This is a genomic window from Pseudoalteromonas sp. SIMBA_162, assembly GCF_046535955.1.
Lineage (GTDB): Bacteria > Pseudomonadota > Gammaproteobacteria > Enterobacterales > Alteromonadaceae > Pseudoalteromonas > Pseudoalteromonas marina.
This window is the reverse complement of sequence record NZ_JAWJBQ010000007.1, coordinates 56568-73891: the sequence shown is the minus strand read 5'-3', so window position 1 is coordinate 73891 and position 17324 is coordinate 56568. Positions and strand designations below refer to the sequence as shown.

18 protein-coding genes are annotated in these 17324 nt (G+C 38.2%); 12 read left to right on the top strand and 6 right to left on the bottom strand.

Translation table 11 applies throughout. The features are described 5' to 3' along the window. Positions 1 to 346: 346 nt before the first annotated feature. The 8 genes from R0J88_RS07165 to R0J88_RS07130 all read left to right on the top strand — a co-directional run bounded on the left by R0J88_RS07165 (position 347) and on the right by R0J88_RS07130 (position 4604). Positions 347 to 1132 (top strand): DUF2071 domain-containing protein, encoded by a 786-nt coding sequence (locus R0J88_RS07165; RefSeq protein ID WP_410899525.1) that lies wholly within the window; start codon positions 347 to 349, stop codon positions 1130 to 1132. Between the two features lie 125 nt (positions 1133 to 1257). Then, entirely contained in the window at positions 1258 to 1545 is a 288-nt protein-coding gene (locus R0J88_RS07160) for a hypothetical protein (protein WP_410899524.1), read from the top strand. A 184-nt stretch (positions 1546 to 1729) separates the two neighbouring features. After that, entirely contained in the window at positions 1730 to 2128 is a 399-nt protein-coding gene (locus R0J88_RS07155; RefSeq protein ID WP_410899523.1) for a hypothetical protein, read from the top strand. A 243-nt stretch (positions 2129 to 2371) separates the two neighbouring features. Continuing rightward, entirely contained in the window at positions 2372 to 2683 is a 312-nt protein-coding gene (locus tag R0J88_RS07150) for a hypothetical protein (RefSeq protein ID WP_410899522.1), read from the top strand. Between the two features lie 173 nt (positions 2684 to 2856). Then, on the top strand, positions 2857 to 3189 hold the full coding sequence (locus R0J88_RS07145; protein WP_410899521.1) for a hypothetical protein: 333 nt from the start codon (positions 2857 to 2859) through the stop codon (positions 3187 to 3189). Between the two features lie 18 nt (positions 3190 to 3207). After that, positions 3208 to 3756, top strand: a complete 549-nt coding sequence (locus tag R0J88_RS07140) for a GNAT family N-acetyltransferase (RefSeq protein ID WP_410899520.1) — start codon at positions 3208 to 3210, stop codon at positions 3754 to 3756. Positions 3757 to 3953: 197 nt separating this feature from the next. Then, positions 3954 to 4187, top strand: a complete 234-nt coding sequence (locus tag R0J88_RS07135) for a hypothetical protein (protein WP_410899519.1) — start codon at positions 3954 to 3956, stop codon at positions 4185 to 4187. Positions 4188 to 4295: 108 nt separating this feature from the next. Then, on the top strand, positions 4296 to 4604 hold the full coding sequence (locus R0J88_RS07130) for a DUF6419 family natural product biosynthesis protein (protein WP_410899518.1): 309 nt from the start codon (positions 4296 to 4298) through the stop codon (positions 4602 to 4604). Positions 4605 to 4826: 222 nt separating this feature from the next. On the opposite strand, the gene bktB is transcribed toward R0J88_RS07130, so the two are convergent. The 6 genes from bktB to R0J88_RS07100 all read right to left on the bottom strand — a co-directional run bounded on the left by bktB (position 4827) and on the right by R0J88_RS07100 (position 11316). After that, entirely contained in the window at positions 4827 to 6017 is a 1191-nt protein-coding gene (gene bktB, locus R0J88_RS07125) for a beta-ketothiolase BktB (RefSeq protein WP_410899517.1), read from the bottom strand. 390 nt (positions 6018 to 6407) lie between these two features. Next, positions 6408 to 7010 carry a thiamine biosynthesis protein ThiC gene (locus R0J88_RS07120; protein WP_410899516.1) on the bottom strand — a complete coding sequence of 201 codons (603 nt, stop codon included), beginning with the start codon at positions 7008 to 7010 and terminating at the stop codon, positions 6408 to 6410. A 196-nt stretch (positions 7011 to 7206) separates the two neighbouring features. Continuing rightward, positions 7207 to 7911 carry a metal-dependent hydrolase gene (locus R0J88_RS07115; RefSeq protein ID WP_243530503.1) on the bottom strand — a complete coding sequence of 235 codons (705 nt, stop codon included), beginning with the start codon at positions 7909 to 7911 and terminating at the stop codon, positions 7207 to 7209. A 75-nt stretch (positions 7912 to 7986) separates the two neighbouring features. Continuing rightward, the gene (locus R0J88_RS07110; RefSeq protein ID WP_410899515.1) at positions 7987 to 9618 is read right to left on the bottom strand and encodes a diguanylate cyclase domain-containing protein; all 1632 of its coding nucleotides are present in this window, start codon (positions 9616 to 9618) and stop codon (positions 7987 to 7989) included. Beyond that, a complete protein-coding gene (locus R0J88_RS07105) occupies positions 9611 to 10051 on the bottom strand; it encodes a hypothetical protein (protein WP_243530499.1) in 441 nt (146 codons plus the stop codon). Before R0J88_RS07105 ends, R0J88_RS07110 begins: the two co-directional genes overlap by 8 nt. Positions 10052 to 10053: 2 nt before the next feature. Next, a complete protein-coding gene (locus tag R0J88_RS07100; protein WP_410899514.1) occupies positions 10054 to 11316 on the bottom strand; it encodes a hypothetical protein in 1263 nt (420 codons plus the stop codon). Positions 11317 to 11551: 235 nt separating this feature from the next. Here R0J88_RS07100 and R0J88_RS07095 point away from each other — a divergent pair, with 235 nt between their 5' ends. The 4 genes from R0J88_RS07095 to R0J88_RS07080 all read left to right on the top strand — a co-directional run bounded on the left by R0J88_RS07095 (position 11552) and on the right by R0J88_RS07080 (position 17279). Beyond that, a complete protein-coding gene (locus R0J88_RS07095) occupies positions 11552 to 12367 on the top strand; it encodes an ABC transporter ATP-binding protein (RefSeq protein WP_410899513.1) in 816 nt (271 codons plus the stop codon). Next, the gene (locus R0J88_RS07090) at positions 12367 to 13815 is read left to right on the top strand and encodes an ABC transporter permease (RefSeq protein ID WP_410899512.1); all 1449 of its coding nucleotides are present in this window, start codon (positions 12367 to 12369) and stop codon (positions 13813 to 13815) included. Before R0J88_RS07095 ends, R0J88_RS07090 begins: the two co-directional genes overlap by 1 nt. Then, positions 13812 to 15083, top strand: a complete 1272-nt coding sequence (locus R0J88_RS07085) for a DUF3526 domain-containing protein (RefSeq protein ID WP_410899511.1) — start codon at positions 13812 to 13814, stop codon at positions 15081 to 15083. Before R0J88_RS07090 ends, R0J88_RS07085 begins: the two co-directional genes overlap by 4 nt. An 84-nt stretch (positions 15084 to 15167) precedes the next feature. Next, positions 15168 to 17279, top strand: a complete 2112-nt coding sequence (locus R0J88_RS07080) for a TonB-dependent siderophore receptor (protein ID WP_410899510.1) — start codon at positions 15168 to 15170, stop codon at positions 17277 to 17279. Positions 17280 to 17324: the final 45 nt, after the last annotated feature.

The following is a 17324-nucleotide window of genomic DNA, read 5'->3' as shown; positions in this document are numbered from 1 at the left end:
TTAAATGAATTTATAAAAGCAGACTTTGCATCATCATAATCAACAGCCGCAAAAATTAAAACCACCTAGCTAAATTAACAGCCAGTGAGTTAAGTGTTTTATAAGCAAGAAATGGCATATTAAATGACTCTGTGTATTTATACAGTAGTGTTGTTTTGTCTAATAACATTATTAAAAGTCGTTTTAGCGCATTTAAAAAAGGGCGGGTTATAGCCTAGGTAATTAGCTGTTTACATTAAAGTTATTTAGTGGAAGTATTAAGCAATGTAATTTACACCGTTATGAGATGTTATAAATCCCGGAAGTGGTGTTCAATAAATTGTTATATTTCAAGGGAGGCTTGGCATTGGATTCATTAAAATTAAAAGATTTTCTTCAACCAAGACCTACTCCCAAAGGGATTGATATTCTCTGTAAATTACAACATTTTGCCATCATCACTTACGCAGTAACTCCTTCTAGGTTTGATGGACTTTTTCCAGAACGTTTTAAATTAGATACTTTAATAATTAACGGTGAAGAAAAAGCTTTAATCTCTGTTGTTCCTTTTATCGATGTTGACTTTACGTCAGCGGTTTTCCCATTTCCCAAGTTTACAATGGGACAAACCAATTACCGAATTTATATCATTGATAGAGAAACTAATGAACGTTGTGTTTGGTTTCTAGGTACTACTTTAGATTCATGGACTCTTGCTGTACCCAGATTTTGTTGGAACTTACCTTGGTACAGCGGTGAGGTTAAATTTGATTGTGAATTCAATGACTCACAAAAAATATACAGTAAATATAACATGACCACCAAAGCCACATGGGCTCCTGCTAAGGTAGAGTTATCTCAAACCAAAGACACTCCTATAGAGTTACCAGGGTTTCCTGATACTGAAACTGGACTTGTATATTTAACTCATCCATTGGCAGGTTTTTACTATTGTCGTGATGGTAAACTAGGAACTTATCGTGTTTGGCATAAGCAATTAGATGTCTCTTCAGCCAATCTTGTATCTGCTAGTTTTGGTCTACTGAGTCGCTTAGGGTTAGTTACTCAAGATGAACAACAAGCAGCACATAGCGTACTTACTGAGCCTATGAATGAGTTTACTATTTATTTACCTCCAAAAGTGGTGAAATAGAAATATAATAAATAGTTTAAAAGCGGACAAAATTCAGTTGGCTGGTTTCGCTCCGCTTCACATTATAGCCAACCAAATTTTGCCTTTTAGCTGAGGCGTTATGTGCCAAGGGAGTATAGAGTTACATGTCATTTATGCATGTGGGATTCGCATGGTGGAATAGTAAAAGTAAATTCCATAAACGAGTAATGTTCTTTTGTGCTTTTATCATCATATTTACAATAATAATGGCTTCCGTAATAGTTAACTTTACTGACAGCCGCGCATTCAAGATGGCAGTAAGTAAACTTTCTACTAATCCTATTGTTCAAGCTAACTTTGGTCAATCCCCAGGTTTTTCATTTGATTACGCAAATGGATTTGAAATTTCCGATAGTGGAGTTAACGGTGAAGCAAACTTTGCATCAAAATAATAGGTAATGAAAAATCAGGACTCGCATATGTTGTAATGTACAAATCTGCAGGTATCTGGAAAATCGAAGAACTAAACTTGCTCATGGATAACGAAGAACCAATTGTGCTAATTGGCATATAACAATCATTAGAGTAGGACAATGTTCCTCACCCGTTTTAGTACGGTAATTATTAAGGGGTCTCATGAAGATAGTTATACTTTTTATTTTTCTTTTTCCCCCTTCTGTTTTTGCAGATGATTGCTCTTTTGAACACCTACGTAATGACTTTATTATTGAAAGTGCAGAGATTGATGCAAAACAAAGTTTTGAGGCTAAAGGTGTGTCTTTTATTGCCGTCGCTAATGGTTTAGTTCCTGCTCGCCCTGGGTTTGAGCATATTCAAATGACAGCATGTATTATATTGAAAACTAGATGGGATGTTTTGTGGGTTGGTGCAGACAGCAGTAATTGTTCTGCACAAATTGAGCTGGAAAAACACGCCATAGCTTATTCACGTATTTTTAACGAGGAAATGCTAGAACTCGCTAAGCATAGTAAAAACTATAATTGTGCTAATGATTTTCAAAATTTACTTAATTAGAACGAGTACGACTTTTTATATTCTTTTAGACACGCACTCTTCAAAACAATTACAGGAAAGCAAATCACGTCATTCTGTTTACAATTAATGCTTTTAACCTAAGCTAGCCAAAAGAGAGCAAATAAGTCATTTTCTTTAAGCAAAATATTAATATTAACTAATAAATAGTTACAAATTACAGTTGGTTTTATTACCGTAACTCATTTACTTTATTGATTAAAGTTTTATGTAAGAAGGATTTTTATGAGTAATTTATCTACAAGAGAAAAAGTAGCGTTCACGTTGTGTGTTAGTTTTGCTTTTTTATTATTAATTAGCGGTATTTACGATTTTTGGATTATCGAATTTAAAGCACAAGATTTATTAATGAGTATTGGGGCATTTTTAATGCTGCTTAGTTTAGCGTTAATGCCGAAAATATTTTTCTTACCTTTTGCTGATATTTTTAAATCAAAAGAAACACCAACTATAGGTATTCCCAAAGTACAGCAATGGATTATGTTCTCAGGTGTATTGCTATGCGCATTTGGTTTTGCATTGAGGTTGTTTTTTTAATAAATGTGAAACCTAAACTTACTGTATAAGTTAAAGGCTTAGTGATTATACAAAGTTTACTGCTAGATATAATAGTACGTGCTTTAGCTTATGCTTGATTACTCGTCGTTAACTACTAAATAGAGGGTGTAGCTATAAACATATTACATCTAGATGGCGCGGCTGGTTTTAGCGTGGGTGTATTGTTATTTGCTTTATTAGAGTGGGTTTCGGTTTTATATAATCTACCTGTAAATATTGTAATTTTACTTGCCAGTGCCAATGTTATCTATGGGATTTACGCTTTAACCCTTGCTTTATTAATTACTAAGCCTGTTTACACAATCACTGTATTGGCAATAGCTAACGCGGTATGGGTATTGATATGCATTTTTATTGCTTTATATTATGTACAAACAGCAAGTTTAATTGGCGTTGTGTTTATTATATTAGAAGCTGTGTTTGTGTGTATTTTGGCATATTACGAATTCAAATTTAGGTTTGTATTAACAAACGCACAATTATAAGCATTGAATAGGAATGAAATGGATTTTCCAATATTAAACACCCCACGCATTGTGCTTGACCAAGTAACAGCATCAGATTCTATGGCCCTGTTTGAGCTTTTTTCAAACCAGTCGGTTATAAAATATTACGATTTAGAAGCTATGACTGAGTTAACCCAAGCGAGCAATTTAATCACGTTATTTAATGATCGTTTTAGTGAAAACTTAGGAATACGCTGGGCTATTCGGTTAAAAAAATCTAATAAACTGATTGGTACTTGTGGGTTTAACTCATGGAACGCCAAAATGCAAAGTGCTGTTATTGGTTATGATTTACACCCCGATTATTGGGGGAAAGGGTATGTAACAGACGCAGTAAATTGTATTGTAAAAACAGCTTTTGAAGGTAAATTACCGTGTAGCATACACCGAGTACAAGCCGATACTGTTTTAGGTAATGCTGCGTCTGAGGCGGTATTATTAAAAGTGGGTTTTAAAGAAGAGGGTATAAGGCGCCAAAGTGGCTATTGGAAAAACCAATTTCACGATCTTAAATGCTTTGGGTTGTTAAAAACAGAGTACATGTAAATGTTTAGGGACCTAATAAAAGCTTAGTAAGGAACACATATTAAGATTTTTTTAAAGCTATCGTTATTGCTGCTTATTGTATATTAATGCGTTAGAGACTTTGTTCGTGCTCAAAAACGAGTAGCTTTTTAAAATACAGAAGCCTACATGCTAATTTATTTCTAAGTTAAATTTAAAGGAATACAAAGGAAATTTTTATGAAAGACATTAAACGTATTTGGTTTTGGTTTACGCTAGTTGTGTGCCCATTATTAATAATGTTAGGTGTAGCGACTTTTGCACAGTTATTAGGGGAGTATGTGTATTCGCCTCAATATAGCTTTTCTTCGTTATCTAGCTTTCAAATTGTGTTTATGGCTGGTGGAATTTGTGCATTTTCTATACTTTTAACCACAATAAAAGAAGCCAAAATACGCTTTTTTACAAAATGAGTTCGTTAACATTAGAAATTGCGGATGTTAAGCAGACCCGGCAAAGTTAATTTGGTTTAATCCTCTTTTAATTACTTGGATTAAACGCCACTTATCATTGAGGTTATTATGTTTAAAATAATAATTGGATGTGCTGTTATATTTTCATTCGTTTGCATGTTACTTGCCGTTGCACCATTTACGCCTGCGATTTTAGGTTCAATTTTTATGTTGTTGTTTGCAGGGGCTATAGAGTACAAAGGCTACCTTCAATCAAGTTTAATATTGCTACTAATTAATACGCTGGCAGTTATTGGCAGCCCAGCTATAAATATTGCTAACACCAATACATTACTGTTTTTACCGATTTTATTTTTAATATCATTTGGTGGTGCTTTTTTGGGGGTAAGAAAGTTAACTTGTAAAAACGTTTTATAAATCGAGTTTTGCTCAACGATAATAGTTAAACTATAAAATGAGGTAACTCTTATTTTTCTGTTTGAAGAGTTTTTAAATAATAAATTTTCACAAACAAAGACTCAAGAGGAAGTTCACGCAAACACATAGCCTTACACGTTTTTACTTCCTCTAAAAGCAAAGTGTTTTTTTGCTCTAGGTGAATACAGCTTTTTATTAAACTAACTAAAGCGCTTCAAAAATTTAAAGCGCTTCAAAAATGGCTGCTATGCCTTGCCCACCGCCAATGCACATAGTAACTAGACCATATTTACCGTTAATGCGTTTTAGTTCGTATAAGCATTTTGTTGATAAAATAGCGCCTGTTGCGCCAACCGGGTGACCTAGCGCTATGGCGCCGCCATTCGGGTTCACCTTATGTGCAGGAAAGTTTAACTCGTTTGCTACGCATAAGGCTTGAGCTGCAAAGGCCTCATTAGACTCAATTATATCAATGTCGTCAATTGTTAAGCCCGTTTTTTCAAATACTTGCTGTACAGCGGGAATAGGTCCTGTTCCCATTAATGAGGGTTCAACACCAGCACGAGAATAGCCAATAAGTCGTCCAATAGGTTGAAGCCCTTGTTCGTGAGCTTTTTGTTCAGACATAAGTACAAGCATAGCTGCGCCATCGTTTATACCTGAAGATGAAGCAGCTGTTACTGTGCCATTTTCTTTAAAGTAGGGCTTAAGTGTGGCAAGTTTGTCAGTTGATGTGTCTGCACGAACATGTTCATCTGTATCAAAAAGGTGCGTGCCTTCACGCGATTTAATTTCGATTGGAACTATTTGAGACTTAAAGTGACCTTTTTCAATTGCTTTAGCTGCTTTATTGTGACTTTGCGCTGCGTAATTATCTTGTTCTTCGCGGCTGATTTTATATTTTTCTGCGACATTTTCTGCGGTGATCCCCATAGGATTGTTATCCCACGGATCTTGTAATGTTGTTGTGAGCTCGTCTAACATTACGCTGTTGCCCATTTTTTGTCCCCAGCGGTTACTTTGAAGTGTATAAGCCGATGTGCTCATACTTTCTGAACCACCAGCAAGGGCTGCATCCACATCACCTAATTGAATTTGTTGTGCTGCTTGTATTATTGCTTCCAGGCCTGACCCACATAAGCGATTAAGTGTAACTGCATGGCTGCTGATAGGTAGCCCGGCATTTAAACCGATAACACGAGATAGGTAGGCATCTTTTGGGCCATTATGTATTACCTTACCAATTACGGATGAACCTATTTGGTTTAAGGGAATATGTGCTCTTTTAATGGCTTCTTTTGCGCAAAGTGTACCAAGCTCTGCAGGGGTAAAGTTTTTAAGGGTTCCGCCAAAACTGCCAATTGCTGTTCTTACGGCACTTAATACAACAACACCGGTATTAGATTTTGTCATTTTTTCTCTTTATTATTAATCTATTAGCGAAGTAGGGTATGCTAAATAATTAAATTTAGCTTGTATTGGCACTTTAGCATACTAATGAGGTGGGTAAAAAAGCAAAGTTATAAATAATAAATAGTGCTACAAATTTAAAGCCTACAGAAATATAGCTTTGTTTACGTGCAATTTTTATTTAATAGATTCAAGGTCTCTTTTACAGGCGATTTAAATAAACATGAGGGCTGGTATATTTTGTTTTTTAGTCAATCGGATAAATAGGTTTAGAGATAAACAATTTGGAATACGTTGGGTGAGTGGGTTAAAGGTAAAACATCGGCCTATATAAAATATTAGCCGATGTTTATAACCTATAAAATATATACCTTGCTTGTAAGGTATTAGGCCTTAGTCTGCTTTGCGGAAAAGGCTTATTAAGCATATTGATAAAAGTAATGTTGCAATCATACCTGAAGCGCCAGCAACGCCTGATGGTAGAAATCCATCACGGCCAAAAATAATTAATAAAGCATTGGCAAGCATTGCAACACCGCCTGCAAGGGCTGTAAGGCTACCAATGGCTTTGCCACCTTTAGCAATAAAAGATAGGCCAAATACAAGGGCTGCTAAGCCTAATAATAATTTAGCTGCGTAGTAAATCATAAATGATAAAGACACTACACCACCAATTAATGGCTGTGCGCCTTCTACTGCACCCGCTACTTTTCCAAATGTTGAAAATAAAGTTAGGCCAATACTTACTTGTATTATGTTAAGAACAGCGCTAAATGTGATTGCCGACCAGCCTAGTTGAGAATTTTTTGCTTGCAGCATAGCTGCACCTGAAAATGCAACAAGTACTGTGAACAGCACCGCTTCTAGACCCCATGCATACTGCCTTGAAAAGCTAATTCCGCCACTATAAAGCGCTGTAAAAATAGCCTGTGTTATCGCTAACGCCAACAATAAAGATGCTGCAATTAGGGTGGTGCGTTTATTCGTAAATTCCATTAAGGACCTCTTATAATTTATATTTGACGCTTTAAATGATGCAAAAGCTTTCGAACTTGCAGGTATAAGACAGGTGAAACTATTTAATTATTTCGTTTAAAATTATAAAAATATTTTGTATCAAATAGTGGCAACTAATTTAGCAATGTTATAACTAGTTAAAGTTAATAACATTGCAAACTGCCTTAATACTAAACTAACTAGATAAAAGCCTAAAATGAGACCAGTCACTCAAGGCCGATATAGTTTGCGCTGTAGGTGGGGCCACATAGATTAAACATGTAATAGCTATAATCGAAGCCAATGTAATTAATTTATTATCAAATTCAGCCACTTTTAGAGCCGATCCAAATGACCGTTTTATTTCCACATTACTTAAATCTACGCTGTAAATTTCATCGAGCAATAAATGAATGAAGCCGCCGAGTAAAATAAACCCACCTGTTAACCAGGCAAAAGTTGCCGAATAAAGGGTTGATTGGTCATTCAATTGCCATGTTACTTGTGTTGTTAACAACGCGCAAAGCAGTATAAATAATAAAGAGTGGCAACTGCCTCTATGTACTGTGATCCATTCAAAAATGGGCCTGACAATATATTTCATAAATCCATACACTAACAAAGGCACTACAATTAACTCGACAAAACTAATTTGAATAGTTAGCTCCGTGGTAATGTAATGCATTACTATTAATACAGTACTTAGCGCAAATAAGTTAAAAATAGTATCGAGTGATGTGGAGTTATCAGAGTCTATGTCGGGTAATAAGCCGCCAATGGAGCCTAAAAACCACAACCAAAGTGCGCCGTTTAAATCAATGTGATCTGCAGATAATAATGTGGCTGAGCTTAAGCCGGTGATGATAACAGCAGTATTTAGATGAGTATTGAAGTTTGCCATTGTATATCTTGATAGGAAAGTAGGTTTGCATTTTAGCAATTGAAAACTTAATTGTTCAATATACTTAAGAGCATCTTATTTTTTTAACTCGTCATAAAAGGCAACATTTCCGCGGCCTGTTTCTTTTACCTGGTAGAGCATTTGATCTGCGTTGAACATTAATTCAAGTAGTTCATTGCCATCGTTAGGGGCCACCGCAATACCTATGCTTGCTCCTACTGCGCATTTTTTAGTTTGAGAAATACTAATGTCCTGCTGTAGCTCATCGATCAGAGCTATGGCTTGGTTCTGTGTTGCGGTTTTATCGTAAGTATTAAGTTGCTGCGCAATAATGAATTCATCACCGCCTAGCCGTATACATATGTCAGTATTGTTATTAAATCGCTTTTTAAAGCGGTTTGCTATCTTTATTAATACTTTATCACCGGCTTCGTGACCATAGGTATCGTTAATGGGTTTAAATTTGTCTAAATCAATCATCATAAGCACAAGATGTTGGCCGTGTTTAGCGCATTCACGCAGTGCTTTTTTTAGGCGCTTTTCGCCGGCACGGCGATTAAATAGGTCAGTGAGTGGATCGTGATCGGCTTCAAATTGGGTTTGAAATTCTCGTTCTGCTCGTTCGGTCACGTCATGTAAAATTACTTCTACTAATTGTTCTTGCTGGGGACTTCGGTTGTTTTGTCTTTGGTCTGTTAACCTTACAAATAAGCAATGAAACCAAACCGTTTTGTAGCCTATTTTACACTCAACATCTAATGTTGTTTGAGGTGGATTTATATCACTGCGAATATCTAACAGTAGACTTTGTAATTTTTCAACGTTATTTAATAATTCAGGGAAGTGCAAGGTTGATAACTTTTCTTCACCGGGTAGGGTAAAGTAATGTTTAAACGCAGGGTTAAAGGTAGTGATAGTATTTTTATCATCCAGTAAACAAATGCCAGCACTGGCTTGTTCAAATATAAGTCTAAATTTTGCTTCCAGTTCTTGTGTTTTTTTTCGTAGGGTTTGTTCATTGCTAATAGTTAAATGCAACTCATGCATTAAAGCATTTATATTTTGTGTTAATCGACTTATTTCATCTCGTTTACCCTGTTTAAAGCTTAACATTTTAAGGGTTTCAGGTTTAGATGGATTAATTTTAGCAAAGCTATCAGTAAGGTTTTGAATAGGTTTCGTAAGCCACCTTTGTACAACAAGCGACACAAAAAAAGCAATGACGATAGATTGTATTAGCATTAATATGAATTCTTTTTTTAGTGCGGCTTGTGCTTGTTGCTGTATAAATTTATCGTCGGGGTATATTGATAAAACGCCTATAAAAGTGTCATCTAGAAAAGGGTGAACAAGCTTAACTAATACTGCTTCTTTTTGTTTATTAATAGTTCCATTTGCAATAAATAACTCCATTTCTCCTTTTGTGTTTGATTTACCCTCTATGCTTGCGCCTTGCACAATATCGTTACTTAGCAAGCCATTAATTATTTCTTGGCTTAATTCCTGATCGTTTAGGTAAGCAGCTATAGTCGCTGCTTTTTCAACGGTATGGGCTAACTGCTGGACCAGTAGATAGTTGGTGTTTTTCTTTTCTTTAAGGTCTGAGTAATACGACAGCATTGACGACACTATTGATACAACAATAGCAACTAAGGCAATAGATAAAGCGACTCGTAAGTAGAGTTTTTGGCTAATAATTTTAATCAAACGTGTATACCACTTTTACTGTATCTGTAACGTGCGACAAGGGGATATAGCCAATTGCATATTGCGATGATGCAATTGTTTTTAATGCATCTTCCAAAGAGGCTGATGGTGTGGGGGGCTTTCCTCTGCCCGAAAATAATAACCTGGCCCAATATGCATTTATTTGCTGCTCATCTTTATTAACCAATTTTAAGTAAAAATCGTTTTTGAATGCTGATTTCGCGGGCAGATCGAGTGGCTTTGATATTTCACCATCAGGGAAAGTTGAATATCGGCCCATATAAATATCTATTACTTCTCGTTTCGATAAGGCATTAATAGTATTATTTTTGTTTACCACTACAACAAATTCAGTAGACTCGGCATACATGCTAACAACTAGCAGAAACATGGAAAGTATTAAATTAAAGCCAAGATTACGAGCGATTATCATAACTAAAAAACCATGCTAGCATTTAAGCTGAGTACATGTACTTTGTGACCTTTATCGACATCTGCAGGATTACTTAAGCTCCATAATCCCGCACCAACTGGTTTTATATCAAAGCGATCTAGTTGAGCTTTTAGAGCTAACCGCTCTGATAGTTGCCATTTTACACCTACGTTTATCGAATGCTGATGTACATAGGGAATCTTAATTGAAGCTTGAGCAGCTAAAGCCAGTTGTTGTATTGGTTTTGATATTTGTTCGGGTGTACCGGGTGAAAAAACAGGGTCAATTACTTTAATTACATTGTGGCGGTTTTTTGCTGCAGAAAAGCTAGTGTAAAATATTGCATTGTTTACTCGGTAACCTGCGCTAATGTAACTGTTGAGAACTGATGGTGCAATTATCCAATCGGACTCTGAAATACCCATTTCAGATTGAATAAGCCAATTATCATAATCGTAAGTAAGCCCAAATGCAGCGTACTTTATACTATTTCCCTTAGTATTAAATTTGTTCGATATTGTTTGTGCTTGTGGCCATATACTTTGTGGTACTGAATCTAGTGAAGATATAAACTCATCCAATGCGGTTAGTTTGTAATCGCCAAAAGCGGACCTTGATAACGAAAAGCGCATTGTCCATGCATCTAAAGAGTATGTTGCACTGAGGGTTGTTAAGTTATCAAAATCAATAAAAAAATCGTCATTATAAGCTTTTATTTTTGCTGTAGAGCCACCATAAGCGAGTTTTAAGCGTAAGAAGCCATCGTTAATTGCTTTACTGTATTCAACGTCTATTCCATCAAAATTACCTGCAATGTTTGCAAACGAGTAATACGAATGAGGCGGGCGCACCCACAAGTAAGCGTATCCAACGTAAGGGTACTCAGACAGTAAGTAAAGGTCGCTGTTTAACCTACCTGCGCGGATGGCCCAGTTACGTGATGGCCGGTAACGTACAAATGCAAGTTCTAAAAAGTTATCAAAGCTTTTGAAGGCATGATCTTGTATCACTATTTGAACTACAGAATCCCAGTTATTTGACAAAGATATATTTGCCTGGCCACCTAAAATTGAATCACGCGTAGCTGAAAAACCAGACTTGTTTACATTTGAATAATTAGATGCAAAGCCAATATCTGAGTCGTCAGTGTAACTAAGGGCAAAAGATGCAAATCCGCTAAATTGAACATCAATGTCATTTGCATAGCTTCTATCAGTTGCAGATATTGCCATTAATACGATGATAATGAAGCCTATGATCCGCATGTTATCCGGTATTTATTTAATTAAACATAATAAAAAGATAGCACAATATCTTAAATTACCAACTCGCCAGAATGCTAGGGTTGACGGACTGTGATCACGCTTTTAGTGCCATATTATTTTACACGCCCAGCTGCTTGAAATATTGATTAAAAAATACAATGTTATATTGTTGCAATTAAGGGTTGTTATAGTATAACATCCTCCGCATTGAATTTTTCTTTAATAGAGTGTGAATGTGACAACACCTACTGCAATTAATCAAACATCACAAATAGAACCTCAACGAGCTGAAAATACCAGCAATTCTTTATTAAATAGTACTCATAAAAATAAAGGTGAAGCCATTATTGAAGTGGACTCGCTAAGTTTTAGTATTAAAAATAACGCCATTTTAAAAAACTTAAATTTTACTGTGGGCTCAGGCGAAATTTATGCACTACTTGGCGGTAACGGTGCGGGTAAGTCAACCACGTTAAAAACGTTACTGGGTTTTAATAAACCAACGCAAGGCTCGGTAAAAGTAGTGGATAAAGAGGTGAGCAAAGCACTTGATTTTGTTCGCGGCAAAACGGCGTATTTACCCGAGTCTGCAACGTTATACCCCCATTTGACCGCCCGCGAAAACGTAAAATACTTTTTATCACTTGCTGATATTAATAAAACAGACGAGCAGATTAATACCGCGTTTAACCGTGTAGCGCTGCAACAAGCTGCATGGGAACGTCCTATGCAAACGTATTCTAAAGGCATGAGGCAAAAAACCGCAATTGCATTGGCTATTTTACGTGAAGCCCCAATATTTTTACTTGATGAACCTACATCGGGCCTTGACCCTGTTGCCATAGATGAGTTTAACCAGTTAGTGCGCGAGCTTGCATTAGCGGGTGCTTCTATTTTAATGGTTACGCATGATGTATACGGCGCCTGCCAAGTAGCTAACCGTATTGGGTTACTAAGAGCGGGCGAGCTGGTGGGCGAATTCGACGCGCCAGAAAACGGCCGCATTGATACCGAACAAGTGCACGCAGCCTTTGCGCAAAGAGGCGCGTAATGAGTATAAATAATTTCTCAAAAATGGTTACAGTTGCCAAAGATGAATGGCGTTATTGGCTTCGCTCAAAACTAGCAATGACCGTTTTAGCCATTGGCTTACTGCTTACCCTTTCATCGGTTGTGGTGACCACAATTACTATGCTTGAACTAAGCCATGATCGCCATGAACTTCAATCAAATGCCGAGCAAAGTTTTGTTGAGCAGCCCGATCGTCACCCACACAGAATGGTGCACTATGGGCACTATGCCTTTAGAACACCTTCACCACTGAGCACCCTTGACCCAGGTATTGACGCATACACAGGTAACTCAATATTTTTAGAAGGGCATAGGCAAAATAGTGCAATGTTTGCCGATCAACGCCAAGGTACAGCGCTTACTAAATTAGGTAGCTTAACGCCAGCTTTTATAGTGCAAACACTAGCGCCGTTACTGCTTATATTAATTGGCTACAGCTCTATTAGTCGTGAGCGTGAATCGCAAACGCTGTCGTACTTATTAGCGCAAGGCACGTCGGGTATTACGCTTATTGCCGGTAAAGGTTTAGCACTGCTTTCGGTAGTGGGCTTGGTTATTGCGCCACTGGCTGTATCGGCTTTGTTTACGGTATCTGCGGGTGAAAGCTTATTAGCAGTTGCCAGTTTTGTTGTAGGTTACGCTTTATATTTAACTGTGTGGGTATTACTGATTTTACTCGCATCGAGCGTGTTTAGTAAAAACAGTGGTAGTTTTACGGCGCTTGCGTTTGTATGGATTTTACTGTGTATTGTTATGCCGCGCGTAGCAAGTACTACGGCCTCAACGGCTGTGCCATCTGCCGGTAAAATAGAAACCGATTTTGCTGTTAAAGCCGAGCTTAGAAAACTAGGCGACGGCCATAACACGAACGACCCTGCATTTAAGCAATTTAAACAATCACTCCTTAAAAAGTACAACGTAAATAGCATTGATGAGCTGCCGGTAAACTTTAGAGGTTTAGTAGCCAGTGAATCAGAGGCTAAACAAGCCAAAGTACTAAATCAATTTGCTGAGCAACGTATGCAAAGTGAACTTAAGCAAACGCAGGTATCGCGTTATTTTGGTTGGGTATCCCCTATGGTGGCTATTCGCTCGCTCTCTATGATTGTGGTGGGTACAAGTATTGAAACGCATCATCGTTTTTTACGCGAAACTGAGCAACTGCGTTTTGATTTTGTGCAAGGGCTTAACAAAATTCATATTGAAGAGCTTGATTACAAAGTTGATATGAACCGAAACGCCAATGCTGCAGCCACTAAAAAAGCACGTGTAAGCGCAGAGAACTGGCAAATACTACAAGACTTTAATTTTAATGTAGACAGTGCAGATGTTAGAGCACAAAGAAGTGTACCTGCGTTTTTACAGTTATTACTGTGGATTGTAGTACTTGTGGGCGGTATTAAATTGGTAGGAAAACGTTTGTTATGAGCTATTTAATTACACAACTTATGCGTGAATGGGGCTTTTTACTGCGCCAAAAGTACGTAGTGGTATTACTACTGTGTAGCCTTGTTTTATCGGGTTTTGCTATTTACAGCGGGTTAAGCGAAGTAAGCGCACAGCAGCAAACAATAGAGCGCTTAAAAGCAGCAGATCAAAGCGACCGCGCCAAAGTACAGAAAAAGCAAAGCGATGCAGGCATGTTGGCTTATTACAGCTTTCATTTAACGTACTCGCAGCCATCTAACCTGGCATTTGCTGCTTTAGGCGAGCGCGATATATTCCCTTGGAAACACCGCATTAATTTATTAGCGCTTGAGGGGCAAATTTACGAAAGCGATGCACAAAATGCTGAGCTGGCTCAAGCCGGTAAAATAGATTTTGTGTTTGTAATTAGTGCGCTAGCGCCACTGATTATTATTTTGCTGTTTCATGATTTATTTGCAAGCGAGCGTACCAGCGGTAGGCACGATTTATTAGTCACTACAGCTAAGTCTTACTTTGCTTTGTGGGGCGCTCGTATAACCGTAAGGTTTGTAGCAATAATAGTGTGTTTAATGCTGCCATTTTTTGTAGGCGGATTTATAGCTGGGGCAAGCGCGTATGAAGTGGCTTATGTATCGCTGTTGTGTATTGCTTACCTTGCATTTTGGACTGCACTAAGCGTGTGGTGGGGTAAAAATGCAACCAGTGCGCCACGTGTTGCCTCTAGCTTAATTGGTTTGTGGGTGTTGTTTGCTTTTATTATTCCTATTTTAGGCGATCTTACTATAAACAAGTCAGTGCATTCGCCTAAAGGGGGCGACATTATGCTAACTCAACGCGAGGCTGTAAACGATGCGTGGGATTTACCTAAATCTGCCACTATGCAGCCTTTTATTAAAGAGTACCCAGCGCTTGCACCATATATTGATATGAACAGCGAATTTGAATGGAAGTGGTATTACGCATTTCAACAAATGGGCGATTTAAAAGCGGCAAAGCTTTCAAAGGCCTATCGCGACGCAGCCGCTAAAAAATACGAGTTAGCCAGTTTTGTATCTTGGGTTTCGCCACCGCTGTTATTGCAGCGCAGCTTAACCCGTGCAGCCAATACCGATTCAATTGCCGCGTATGCTTATGAGCAGCAAATTAGAGATTATCATCAACAATTACGCGAGTTTTATTACCCGTGGTTATTTTACAAAGGCGACCCAACTAAAGCAGCCCTTGAAAACATGCCACTCTTTGAAAACACCACGCAAAGCAGCAACTAAAAATACAGCGCTAAACGTACCTGTTTAGCGCGATTAAAATTACTACATAACTATAAAATACTTACATTACTCACAAGGTTCGCAATGAAAACCAATACAAAAGGGCTTAAGCTCACCTATTTAAGTACTTGCTTAGTAGGCTTATTTAGCAGCCACGTTATGGCCGCTGAGCAAAACCAGCAAAGTAAAAGCGTAAAGGATGACGCAATTGAAAAAGTAACCGTTGTTGCATCTCGCCAGGCTTATCAAGGTAACTTTAGCCCTTTAGAAACACCTCAGTCAGAGCTTAAAATTGATTTAGAAGCCCTTGAAAACGCAGGCGCAGTAAGTCTTGATCAAGCGCTTGATTTATCAGCCTCTGTTGCGCGCCAAAACAACTTTGGTGGGCTGTGGAATAGCTTTTCGTTACGTGGCTTTGTAGGCGACGAAAACCTGCCAAGTAACTACTTAGTAAATGGCTTTAATGCAGGACGTGGCTTTGGAGGCTCGCGTGATTTGTCGGGTATTGAGTCAGTAGAGGTTTTAAAAGGTCCGCGCGCTGCTTTATTTGGCCGTGGTGAACCAGGTGGTACAGTAAATTTAGTTACTAAACGCCCAACGTTTGACACCGCAGGCGAAATTAAGCTCTCTGTAGGTAGTTTTGATACTTACCGCACCGATGTTGATTACACCACAGCGCTTAACGACGACGTAGCAATTAGACTAGTTGGTTTTTATGAAGACGCCGAAAGCTTTAGAGATACCATCGAAACCACTAAACAAGGGTTTAGCCCGTCAATAGTGTGGAATATTAATAATAACAGCCAACTAATATACGAGCTTGAATATAGCGACCAAGAAGTACCGTTTGATAGAGGTGTATTAGCCATAGATGACGAGCTTGGCCTTATACCTGAAAGCCGCTTTTTAGGTGAGCCGGGCGATGGCCCAATTGAAGCCGATGTACTAGGGCACAAGTTAGAGTATATTCATGACTTTGATGATAACTGGAGCATTTTATTTGGTGCAAACTACCGCGATACTTCTTTAGAAGGCTTTGCAACCGAAACCGGCTTTGGTGGTGTAGTTAATGGCGAAGTAAACCGCTTTAGACGCTATCGAGATTACGATTCTACTTATCAAGTACTGAGAGCTGAAGTGAGCGGTAATGTTAACGTAGCAGGCGTTGAAAATCGTTTAATAATCGGGATAGATGCCGATAAATTTGAAAATGATCAATTTGCACTGCGTGTACGTGGCGATCAATACATTAATGTATTTAACCCTGTTTACGGCGCGTATGAATTACCAACGCCAACATCAAATACTGACCGCGTAGAGATTCAAGAGTCGGTAGGGGTATTCATTCAAGATCAAATAAGCCTAACCGATAAGTTAGATATACGTATTGGTGCACGTTTTGATGATTACGAGCAGCGCTTAAATAACCGCTTAGCTAACACCAAAACTAAACAAACGCAGTCACGCGTGAGCCCGCAGTTTGGTGTGGTTTATCAAGCAAGCGATTATGTATCTGTTTATGGTGCTTACGGTGAAAACTTCCGTCCGCTTTCGGGGGGCGATGCCAATGGCGATGGTTTTGAGCCAAACCAATCTAGCTCTACAGAGGTGGGGATTAATTTTACATTAAACGATGGCGCCTTATTTGGTACTGTTGCCGTGTTTAAAGTAGAGCAATACAACATGCTAGTAGTAGACGATGCAACAGCGTTTACCTATGCCGCCATTGGCGAAGCGCAAAGTAAAGGCATAGAAATAGACCTAACGGGCGAGCTTACCGATACGCTTGAAGTTTGGGCGTCGTATGCGTACGTTGATGCAACAATCGAAAACTCATTTTTTGATGCCAACTTTGGTTACACAGTAGAAGCGGGCGCGTCACTATTAAACGTGCCTGAGCAACAGCTTAGTTTACAGTTAGTGCAATCTGCTGTGCTTTACGGTAAAGCCGTTAAGTTTGGTGGTGGTTTGTTACATGTGGGCAAGCGTAACGGCTTTTTTGGTACCGATTTTGAACTACCAAGTTACACAACAGCGCGTGTTTTTGTAAATTACGATGTGACAAACGAAATTGGCATTGCGGCTGAGATAAATAACCTGTTTGATGAAACGTACTACACAAACTCGTTTGCCGATGCCTGGGTACAACCTGGTACACCAAGAAACGTTAAGTTTTCTGCAGCATATAGATTTTAAATTTACGTAAGTCATACAATGAAAAGGCTGCTTGTGATAGCAGCC

Bases quoted from the DNA above. Each gene is read 5' to 3' on its own strand.
- R0J88_RS07160 (WP_410899524.1), top strand. From the start codon at position 1,258: ATGTCATTTATGCATGTGGGATTCGCATGGTGGAATAGTAAAAGTAAA.
- R0J88_RS07155 (WP_410899523.1), top strand. From the start codon at position 1,730: ATGAAGATAGTTATACTTTTTATTTTTCTTTTTCCCCCTTCTGTTTTT.
- R0J88_RS07150 (WP_410899522.1), top strand. From the start codon at position 2,372: ATGAGTAATTTATCTACAAGAGAAAAAGTAGCGTTCACGTTGTGTGTT.
- R0J88_RS07140 (WP_410899520.1), top strand. From the start codon at position 3,208: ATGGATTTTCCAATATTAAACACCCCACGCATTGTGCTTGACCAAGTA.
- R0J88_RS07135 (WP_410899519.1), top strand. From the start codon at position 3,954: ATGAAAGACATTAAACGTATTTGGTTTTGGTTTACGCTAGTTGTGTGC.
- R0J88_RS07130 (WP_410899518.1), top strand. From the start codon at position 4,296: ATGTTTAAAATAATAATTGGATGTGCTGTTATATTTTCATTCGTTTGC.
- bktB (WP_410899517.1), bottom strand. From the start codon at position 6,017: ATGACAAAATCTAATACCGGTGTTGTTGTATTAAGTGCCGTAAGAACA.
- R0J88_RS07120 (WP_410899516.1), bottom strand. From the start codon at position 7,010: ATGGAATTTACGAATAAACGCACCACCCTAATTGCAGCATCTTTATTG.
- R0J88_RS07115 (WP_243530503.1), bottom strand. From the start codon at position 7,911: ATGGCAAACTTCAATACTCATCTAAATACTGCTGTTATCATCACCGGC.
- R0J88_RS07105 (WP_243530499.1), bottom strand. From the start codon at position 10,051: ATGATAATCGCTCGTAATCTTGGCTTTAATTTAATACTTTCCATGTTT.
- R0J88_RS07100 (WP_410899514.1), bottom strand. From the start codon at position 11,316: ATGCGGATCATAGGCTTCATTATCATCGTATTAATGGCAATATCTGCA.
- R0J88_RS07090 (WP_410899512.1), top strand. From the start codon at position 12,367: ATGAGTATAAATAATTTCTCAAAAATGGTTACAGTTGCCAAAGATGAA.
- R0J88_RS07085 (WP_410899511.1), top strand. From the start codon at position 13,812: ATGAGCTATTTAATTACACAACTTATGCGTGAATGGGGCTTTTTACTG.
- R0J88_RS07080 (WP_410899510.1), top strand. From the start codon at position 15,168: ATGAAAACCAATACAAAAGGGCTTAAGCTCACCTATTTAAGTACTTGC.